Below are 8,499 nucleotides of genomic sequence, written 5' to 3' on the forward strand. Positions count from 1 at the left end.
TCCACGTGAACTGGTCGAGGAAGTTGCCCGATGAACTCGAGAATACATTCCCTTCAGCAAAATCCCAGACCATCGGGATGGCTTGGCGGGCGAAGAGATGCCCGATTCCTTCGTTCTTTGTGTCGCTTCGCCAACTGCATAACCGGTTGCTGTAGTCAGTTTGCTTTGAGACGCCGAACGCAAGGTACGTAGCGATCGCGTCGGCGTATGCAATAGCGCCCGTTCCGCCGTCCTCCAAGCGATCCCCAGCCGAAAGCCCAGCTGCTTGAGCGTCTGACAGCGCCTTCTCTCGCGCCTCGCCGACCAAGTCGCTCAATGTAGTCAGCGCCACAAGCTGACGATTGGTGAACAGATCTGCCCAGGTGTTGAGGCCGTAGTTGGGCGTCTTGAAATCTCGTGGGTTCTTCGGAAGGTTGCCTTCCGGCACATCGGCTGGTCGCTCCACCGCCGCCACTTTGGTGTGTTCTGGAGTCGGCGTCACGTACACGCGTCCGCGTTTCGCCTCGCCCACGACCGCCATGAGGTGTACCCCCATCCGCCCAGCGCGACCCTCTTCGCGGATGTAGTTGAGTGACATGGGTGTGCCATCGCTGATCGCGACCGCGCCTTGGCGGCCGATTGTCCCATCGTCGTCGCCTCTCGGCCCGTCCGCATCGTGACGCACTTCGTAGCGCACCGCACCGTCGACAACTTCGGCATGGATCCAGGACTCTTTGCCCTTCTTCTTACTCAGCCACCATGAGCGCACGAGCGGTACATCGATCGGGTTCGCCGGGTTGGGGCTCTTGACCGTGCGGGCCCAGATCCACGCGATGACAGTGTGCTCAGTGCCACCTTCCGCCGTCACCTTGGGATAGAGGTGCCCGATCCGTCTCTCGGCCTCGTCGCGCATCCACTCGCCATAGCGGCGAACGTCCTCGGCGAGCCCCTCCGCACGACGCCACCCCATCCGAGTGCTCGAGGCATTCGGGAACACAGGTGCCCTTCCGGAGAACCTAGTCGGGATCTCGATGAGAGCCTTGTTGATTAGCACTGCCAGCGGGTTCAGATCGCTGGCGTGAGCCTCCAACCCGAGTCGCTGCGCTTCGAGTGGGATCGCGCCGCCACCTGCGAATGGATCTAGTACCGCGGGAAGCTGGCCATCATTCGACTTGCGGATCTCGCTACGCGCCTGCTCGAGGAGCTTCTCATCGTTGCTGTTCTCCCAGGCAACGAGCCTCGTCATCAGTGCATGCAAACGGGCGCGCTCCACATCCTGCTCCTCGACGGTGGGGAACTCTTCCGGGCGTGACGATGGATCGTCAACGAGCTGCGCGAACAGGACCGCGCGTGCTGCCGCGAGCGGGCGCCGCGCCCAGTAGATGTGTAGCGTCGACGGGTGCCCATGCCGGATCGACTTCTCGCGCGACGCCTCGGCGTTGATGGCTTCGAGTGGCAGAGATGTCTCGATGAGCTTCTTCTTGGGTGTCGCGTTCACTAGTGCATCTCTCATGGCTAGGGTGGTCGGCTCGATCGGGCTGATCATCGCGGCGGGCCTCCGCGGTCCCAGTAGTCGCGCCACTCCTCGTTGTACGAGCGGGTTGTCGCGGACGGCTCGATGTGGGTGAATGCGTCGAGCACGTAGCGGAGTCGGTCCCGCTTCTCGCCATCCGGCGAGACGAGCACGAGGGCGAGTCGGTGGCGGTCGCCTTGCGTCTGGGCGAAGGTGACTTCGTTTGTCGTGATGGTGAAGGTGTCGGATCCCTCGATCCGGCCCTTCACTTCGATGTAGTGGATGCGCCCGTCGGCATCGAAAGACTGGATGTCGTAGCCCGGGTTGTTCCGGGGCATCTCGCGTGGCGTGCGGCCGAGTGCATGTTCAGCGGCAAGGACGGCCTCGACTGCTCGGCGTTCGACGAGTTCGGTCTCGCGCGCGAAGGTCTTGGGTGTGGCAGTCTCGTCGCCGACCGACAGCTGCTGGCTCGGCACAACGAGCGCTGACCCACGGACGACCGCGGGCAACGCGACGAGTTGCGTGCTTTCGTCGAGCGCGCGGAGCCGCTTCTCGAGTCGTTCGTCGAGTTGGCGTGCTCGTTGGAGCGCGGCTTCTGCGCGGATGCGGCCGATGGTCCCGGCGCGTTCGAGAGCTTCGAGGCGGTTGTGCTCGCGATCCCAGTGGTTGATCTCGGCGAGCAGTCGCTCTTTGACCTGCACGCGGGTGCGGTCGACGTCTACTAGGAGCTGAGCGCTGAGCTCCTCCATGCGGGGGGCGAGTCCGTCGCGGTATGCCCACGCGCGGATGGATCGTTCGTGGTCGCTCTTCGCCCATTCGGCGTCAAGGACCTCCGCGATTGCATCGGCCTCGTCGGGGTCTGGTGCGTCGTAGTCGAGGTACGGGGGCGCGGCTGCCAACGTCACGTCGCCTGCGGTGTCGAGGACGGGGTAATCGAAGTGGTGCGAGACAGTGTCGGGGTCGGGTGTGGCGTTCTGGATACGCTGCTCGACCGCGTAAAGCAGCCCCGTGCGATCGGACTGCTGTTCGCGACGGTCGACAAACACCGTCCCGCGCTTGAGCACTGGCCCCAGGTCTTCGATGGTGAGGTCGATGACCGCTTGCAGCAGCGGGTGGCCGGGGGCGAGGAGCGCCGCCTCCGTCTGATTCTCGGGGCGAACGAGTGAGGTCTCGAACGTGGCTCTTTCGTACCGCTCCGGCACGGGCGCCCACCGGTTGAGTCTGCGTGCCGTGTCGATGACGCGCTGCGGTACCCGCGTGATCTCGTATCGACCCTTCTCGCGCCGACGGATGCGGCCGCCGAGGCGTTCGAAGGCGGGGAGGAAGAATGCCGCGATGTATCCGGGCTGCAGGCGTCGCTCGCGGGCCTTCTCCATCCGCTCACAGATCTCTTCGAGGTTGAGTGAGGAGTACATCTCGGGGTGCAGGGCGCGTTCGGCGACCATGGTGTCGAGCCCTTGGGCGACGCTCGCGTCGATGACGCGGTCGAGCTCGGCCTTGCGTTCGGGCTCGTCACCGTACCGGATCGCTTCGATCAGCAGTTCACGGAGCGACTTCTCCTGGAAAGCATCCGCATCGCCGAGGACGTTGAAGAGATTGCCGTTGTACGCGATCGACATCTGGTCGATCTTCGACAGCAACCGGGTGAACACGTCCCCTTCGCGAGTGTCTTTCGCGACCATGTTCCACAGGTGGCACACTTCGCGCTGGCCAATGCGGTGGATGCGGCCGAAGCGCTGCTCGATCCGGTTGGGGTTCCATGGAAGGTCGTAGTTGACCATGAGATGCGCGCGTTGCAGGTTGAGGCCTTCACCCGCGGCATCCGTCGCCAACAGCACGACGGTATTTCGGTCGTATGTGAACTGCTCGCGCGCCGCTTTGCGATCTTCGCGGCGGGTGCCACCGTGAATGGTGATGACTGACTCGGGGCGTCCCAGCTGTGTCGTGATCTTCTGCCGCAGGTAGTCCAGTGTGTCCTTGTGCTCGGTGAAGATGATGATCTTGCGCGGCTCGCCGGAGTCGTCGTGGACGAGGAGCTGCTCGTCGAGGATCGCGCGCAGCTGCACCCACTTCTTATCGTCGTCGAGCAGTCGAACTCGACGGGCGACACGGATGAGGTCTTCGAGGATCGCGATCTCCGCGCGGAGCTCTCCGATCGACTCCGCGGCGGTGGCGAGGTCCACGACTTCGTCGACGCGCGCTTCGAACTGTGCGCGCTCCTCCTCGGCGACCTCCTCGTCGAGGTCGTCGAACAGGTCGGGATCGAAGCTCGGAATCGTGTTGGACGCGTCCTCGAAGTCGAGAGTCACGCGGCCCGTCGACCACTCGTCGATGGTCGCGGTCATCGAGGTGCTGTACCGTGCCTCGTCGGTCGCGCGCTGCCATTCGCGCAGACGCGTCTCAAGTCTCACCTGGCGTCGCTCAAGCGATCGGAGGATCGCTTCGGGGCTCGAGGCGAGGCGTCTCTGCAGAACGGTGAGTGCGAACCCCACGTTGTTGCCGCGCTTCTTGTCGCCCGACTGCGCGAGGCGTTCCGCGCGGCCCATCTCGGTGCGGACGTAGCCGGTGACGAGTTCGTACAGTTCGCGTTCTGCGTCGCTGAGCTCGTACTCGACCGTGTAGGCGCGGCGTTCCGGGAACAGTGGTTTGCCCTCGAAGGTGAGGAGCTCCTCCTTCACCATTCGGCGCATCAGTCCACGCGTGTCGGTCCGATGAACGCCGGCGCGGAACTGTCCCTCGAACCGATCCCGGTCCAGCAGCGACATGAACAGCTGGAAGTCCTCTTCCTTCCCGGCGTGCGGTGTCGCGGTCATCAGGAGGACGTTGTGGGCGGTCTCAGCGAGCAGTCGGCCGAGCCGGAACCGCTTCGTCTCGTCGACTTGACCCGCCCAGGAGGAGTAATGCGCCGACATGCGGTGCGCCTCGTCTACAACGACCGCGTCCCACGTCACGTCGGAGAGCTGCTCGATCAGGTCGTCGCTGCGGGAAAGCTGGTCCATCCGTGCGATCAGGAACGGGTGCTCGGCGAACACGTTGCGGCCCTCCGCGTCGTCGACCATCTGGCGGTTGAAGATCTCGAACGAGAGATCGAACTTCTGCGACAGCTCTTCACGCCACTGCTCCACCAGGCCGCCGGGAGCGACGATCAGCGCACGCTCGCAATCGGCACGGAGGATGAGCTCCTTCAGATAGAGGCCGGCCATGATCGTCTTGCCGGCGCCGGGGTCGTCGGCGAGCAGGAACCGCAGCGGAATTCGTGGGAGGAGCTCTTCGTAGACCGCGCGGATCTGGTGTGGCAGTGGGTCGACGTCCGAACTATTCACCGCCGCCATCGGGTCGTAGAGCGCGGCGTACTTGATGCGCAGCGCCTCGGCCGCAAGCCGGAACTCGTGAGGGTCGCCGTCGAACGCGGGTGCGTTACCCAGCTCCGTGACTAGTTCCAGCTTGCCGGCATCCGCATCGGTGACCATGCGTTCACCGGTGCGGCCGGAGTCGTCACGGAAGAAAATCTCGACGAGTGCATCATCCAGCGGCGTCACGCCGACGAGCGTCACCGACTGCCCGGGCATGACGCCACGCAGGCGTTGCCCAGCGCGCAGCGAGGCGAGCGTCACCGCAGGTTCATCCACGTGGTTCCTCCCCTGGAAAATGGCAAGTCGATCAGGATACGTCGCGCCGCCGACATCTCGGCCGGCAGAGTCAATCCGGCGATCCGGCATCCCCCTTGCGCACCCAGTCGTCGACCTCGCTCGCCTGGAACTTCCACAGACGCCCGACCTTGTGCGCCGGCATCCCCTTCTCGGAGATCCAGGCGTAGACCGTGTCTTTGGTCACGCCCAAGTGCTCAGCGATGTCGTCGGCAGAGAGCCACGGCTCGGACATTCACGCCCCCATGCGGATTGAGCCGGATGTATCCGGGTATGGCCGATCCTATCGGGAACCCTGACCGTCGTCGCCTTTGACTTGCTCGACGTCGTCGACGGCGGCCAGCAGTTCTTCGAGGTGCATGTGAAGTTCGTCGAAGGCCTGCATGAAGAACATCAAGTCCATGCTCGATGGCGGCGTGTCGTCCAGGTCGGCGATGACCTCCCGTGCCTCGCGGACTGCAGTCTGCAGCCGCGTCTCGATTTCAGGCAAGCCGCGGATCCAGGCGTCGATCACGCTGAACGGGATCGGCGCGAAGTCGTGAGCGTCGACGCCCACGTGGAACTGATGACCGTTCGGGCCGTGGTCGCGCGCGTGGGTGTGCCCGTGGAGGAGCGGGATGCCGTCGTCCCAGCGGGGGCGATGTGATGTGTGACGATCGGTGGGCTGGCTGTCGCCAGCGTAGGGATAGTGCGAGGCGATGATCCTGTACCCGTGGCGGGTTCCCTCGATGACCTCCGGGAGGATCTCCCAGCCCGCCGCTTCGTACATGGGCAGGAATCGCTCGATGGCTCTCTTCGACTGCGTCGCGGGCGAGACGCGGTCGTGGTTGCCGGGGACGAGGAGTCGGCGTCCGTGCAGGTGCGCGGTGAGCGGAAGGGATTCAGCGATCGCTCCGAGCGCGAGATCTCCCAGGTGCAGCACGACGGAGTCAGGAGCGACAACGTCGTTCCATCGGCCAATCAGCGCGGCATCCATCTCCGCGACGGTTGAGAAGGGACGGTCGGCGAGCTCGCTGATGCGGGCATGACTGAAGTGGGTGTCAGAGGTCACGAAGTCGACTTGGTCGAAGTCGAACCAGGGGTACTCACGCATCGCCAGGATCCGGGGCGTCGGGATCCATCTCGAAGGCTCGAAGCAGCGCTCGTTCGAGGTCGCTGACCGGCTCCGGCGGCATCCCAGCGATCTCGTCACGCAGCTGACCGAGAGCGGCCTCGATCGCGGTCCGATGCTCGTCGCGCCAGGCGCGAACGCTCGGATCGCGCAGGACTCCGTCGTCACGACTGCCCGGATAGTCGAGCAGGAGCTCGGTCTCGATCGCCGACGCCATTGCGCGTGCATCGACTGCGCTGGTCATGCGGAGAACCGAGAGGTGGGTCGCGGCGTCCGAGCCCGACACCTCGACGAGGTAGCGCTGGATATCGCCATCCTCGCCGTGCGTGGTAGCGACGAGCGAGACCGTGACCGTACGGCCTGCGATTGAGATCTCGCGCATGCTTCCTCCTCGACGTAGAACCGGCCAACCTATCAGGCGGTGATGGATCAGTCAGTCTCCGGCTCGGGATAGATTCGTCCCGGCCGTACGACGTCGTCGTGTCCGGGGATGAAGGCGATCGCGCCCAGTCGGGTCCAGTAGCTGATCAGCCAGCGTTGGATGAGCTCGGTCTGTTCGCGGCGTTCGAGGAGTGTCCGTCCCGGGTCTTCGATGACGTCGCCCCACGCGATGCTCGTGAACATCGCGTTCAAGAGTTCGGTGCACGACGGCCCAGTGCCATGTGTGTCCCACCATGCGATCGTCAACCTGCCGGCTTGGGCTGCGGTGCTGGATCCGGCGGGCTCCTCGATCGTTCCGATCAGGGCGGTGAGGTAGGGATCTTCCACCGCCATGACGAACGACTCCTGGTTGAGTTCCGCAGCGCCCATACAGTGCAGAATGCCATACAGATTAGGCCTCTCTTGGTAGTCGCGGACTGTCACCCGCAACGCCGAAGTGCCTCAGCGGATCGTGAGGTCGGGCGTCGCGCTGGGCAAGAGGTCCGTGAGCTGAACGTCGAGCACCTGAGCTACCGCCAGCAGAGTCTTGACGGTCGGATTCGCGGGAGTTCCGGGCTTCGACTCGCCCTTCTCGAGCTTCTGGTACGTGTAGCGGCTCAGGTTGGACTCGTACGCCACACGGTCCTGGCTGTACCCGACACGCGCTCGCTCCCGCTGGATGTTCTGGCCGAGCTCGCGAGCGTAGTGGTCCCACGCATCAGGCGAGGTCGCGGGAGAAGGCACCCCTCAAGCGTCACGATTAGGCCTCTGCAGTAAGGCCTAATCTGTATGGCAATCTCGATGGCTCTATGATCCGGCTCGGACACAAAGACGCCCTCCACGAGGGAGGGCGTCGGGCCACGGTTGGGATGAACAACCGGGCGGGGTGTATCCACACTATACACACGATCGCTGGTAGGAAGGTGATCACCTCGTGCACCGATTTGGAGTCGTCTGTTGTCAGCCTCACCCGTTCCTGGACCGCCGCACGAGCGCCTCATCGTCTACATCGACGGCTTCAACTTCTATCACGGCATGCACGACAAGTTCGGACGCTCGACGCTCTGGATCGACTTCGTCGCACTCGCGCAGAGCCTGCGCCCACGCAGCCACATCGTCGCGGTGAAGTACTTCACCGCACCTGTGCTGGGCGATGCGGGCGCGGCCAGTCGTCAGGCCTACCATCAGGCAGCCGTCGCTGCGCGTCACACCAACGTCTTCAGCGTCACGCAGGGCCGATATCAAGCGAAGACCGTGACGTGCTTCAACTGTCGCGCAACGCGTACGGTGCACGAGGAGAAGGAGACCGACGTCAACATCGCCGTTGCTCTTGTGGGCGACGCCGCTGCGAACGCGATGGACTCGGCACTGATCATCAGCGCCGACAGCGATCTTGCGCCCGCGGTCAGGGCGGCCAAACAATTCCGCCCGCACATGTTCATCGGCGCCGCCTTCCCACCCAAGCGGTTCTCGAGCGAACTCAAGCAGCTGATGCCCGCGTCGTCGCAGATCGGTCGCGACAAGATCCGCCAGGCTCTTCTGCCCGAGAGCTTCACCGTCGGCGCGACCACGTACACCCGACCTCCGAAGTGGCGATGATGCGAGCGAGGTAGCCCCCGTCACGTGCGGCGTGAGTCCGCGTTCGGGCGCTTCATCGGAGTGATGTTGCGGCTCGGGTCGTCGCCACGCAGCAACTGGTTCTCGACGTGCAGCTCGGCGATGGCGGTCGCGGCGATCGTCAGCTGTGCTTCGAGGCTGCTCACTCGCTCGCGGAGCTGTTTGATCTGGGCTGCACGATCGGCCAGCGAGCTTCGCAACGACTCGATCTC

General features: G+C 64.3%; 9 protein-coding genes. 1 reads left to right on the forward strand and 8 read right to left on the reverse strand.

Going from position 1 to position 8,499, the window contains the following annotated elements; all coding sequences use genetic code 11:
* From DI573_RS12265 to DI573_RS12295, 7 genes are all read right to left on the reverse strand, one after another.
* The coding region (locus DI573_RS12265) for a DUF1156 domain-containing protein (protein WP_292814655.1) at nucleotides 1–1,525 on the reverse strand (1,525 nt) is incomplete at its 3' end.
* The gene (locus tag DI573_RS12270; RefSeq protein ID WP_292814658.1) at nucleotides 1,522–5,121 is read right to left on the reverse strand and encodes a helicase-related protein; all 3,600 of its coding nucleotides are present in this window, start codon (nucleotides 5,119–5,121) and stop codon (nucleotides 1,522–1,524) included. The genes DI573_RS12270 and DI573_RS12265, both read right to left, overlap by 4 nt.
* 70 nt (nucleotides 5,122–5,191) lie before the next feature.
* The gene (locus DI573_RS12275; RefSeq protein WP_275277692.1) at nucleotides 5,192–5,374 is read right to left on the reverse strand and encodes a helix-turn-helix domain-containing protein; all 183 of its coding nucleotides are present in this window, start codon (nucleotides 5,372–5,374) and stop codon (nucleotides 5,192–5,194) included.
* A gap of 48 nt (nucleotides 5,375–5,422) precedes the next feature.
* Nucleotides 5,423–6,232 carry a hypothetical protein gene (locus tag DI573_RS12280; RefSeq protein ID WP_275277693.1) on the reverse strand — a complete coding sequence of 270 codons (810 nt, stop codon included), beginning with the start codon at nucleotides 6,230–6,232 and terminating at the stop codon, nucleotides 5,423–5,425.
* Nucleotides 6,225–6,632, reverse strand: a complete 408-nt coding sequence (locus tag DI573_RS12285) for a hypothetical protein (protein WP_275277694.1) — start codon at nucleotides 6,630–6,632, stop codon at nucleotides 6,225–6,227. Before DI573_RS12285 ends, DI573_RS12280 begins: the two co-directional genes overlap by 8 nt.
* A 47-nt stretch (nucleotides 6,633–6,679) precedes the next feature.
* Nucleotides 6,680–7,060 carry a hypothetical protein gene (locus DI573_RS12290; RefSeq protein WP_275277695.1) on the reverse strand — a complete coding sequence of 127 codons (381 nt, stop codon included), beginning with the start codon at nucleotides 7,058–7,060 and terminating at the stop codon, nucleotides 6,680–6,682.
* 72 nt (nucleotides 7,061–7,132) lie between these two features.
* A complete protein-coding gene (locus DI573_RS12295; protein ID WP_269268607.1) occupies nucleotides 7,133–7,414 on the reverse strand; it encodes a helix-turn-helix domain-containing protein in 282 nt (93 codons plus the stop codon).
* A gap of 213 nt (nucleotides 7,415–7,627) precedes the next feature.
* On the opposite strand from DI573_RS12295, the gene DI573_RS12300 reads away from it, so the two are divergent.
* Nucleotides 7,628–8,269, forward strand: a complete 642-nt coding sequence (locus DI573_RS12300) for an NYN domain-containing protein (RefSeq protein ID WP_036295197.1) — start codon at nucleotides 7,628–7,630, stop codon at nucleotides 8,267–8,269.
* A 20-nt stretch (nucleotides 8,270–8,289) separates the two neighbouring features.
* Here DI573_RS12300 and DI573_RS12305 read toward each other — a convergent pair.
* Nucleotides 8,290–8,499, reverse strand: a 210-nt coding sequence (locus DI573_RS12305) for a hypothetical protein (protein ID WP_292814669.1), incomplete at its 5' end; no start/stop codon positions are given.

The organism is Microbacterium sp. (assembly GCF_003248605.1).
Classification (GTDB): Bacteria; Actinomycetota; Actinomycetes; order Actinomycetales; family Microbacteriaceae; genus Microbacterium.

Bases quoted from the DNA above. Each gene is read 5' to 3' on its own strand.
- DI573_RS12275 (WP_275277692.1), bottom strand. From the start codon at position 5,374: ATGTCCGAGCCGTGGCTCTCTGCCGACGACATCGCTGAGCACTTGGGC.
- DI573_RS12285 (WP_275277694.1), bottom strand. From the start codon at position 6,632: ATGCGCGAGATCTCAATCGCAGGCCGTACGGTCACGGTCTCGCTCGTC.
- DI573_RS12280 (WP_275277693.1), bottom strand. From the start codon at position 6,232: ATGCGTGAGTACCCCTGGTTCGACTTCGACCAAGTCGACTTCGTGACC.
- DI573_RS12290 (WP_275277695.1), bottom strand. From the start codon at position 7,060: ATGGGCGCTGCGGAACTCAACCAGGAGTCGTTCGTCATGGCGGTGGAA.